Genomic DNA, 265 nt, shown 5'->3' on the forward strand with positions numbered 1-265 from the left:
GAGCATAGCCTGGCGCCCACCGGTCTTGAAGCGCTCGACCCAGCGGGCAACGATCTTGGCCGAGACGCCGTAGACCCGGGCTGCTTGGGCTTGCGACAGATAGCCACCGATCACGGCAAGCGCCATTTCTTCTCGACGCAACGGCGTCAGTCGGGCATTCTTGTGAATGTTCATTCGGAGCGATCCTGGACTACTGTTGTGTGGTAACTCCAGTCTCCTCGATTTGCTCCGAATGGACAACCTGCTGAAAGCTCACATCTAGAGA

General features: G+C 57.7%; 1 protein-coding gene. It reads right to left on the bottom strand.

Annotation, left to right across the window (positions count from 1 at the left end; all coding sequences use genetic code 11):
• Positions 1-174 (bottom strand): helix-turn-helix domain-containing protein (locus tag P0086_RS25235; RefSeq protein ID WP_275790833.1); only part of this gene is annotated, 174 nt, incomplete at its 3' end.
• Between the last annotated feature and the right edge of the window lie 91 nt (positions 175-265).

It is taken from the genome of Mycoplana sp. MJR14 (assembly GCF_029210525.1).
GTDB lineage: Bacteria > Pseudomonadota > Alphaproteobacteria > Rhizobiales > Rhizobiaceae > Mycoplana.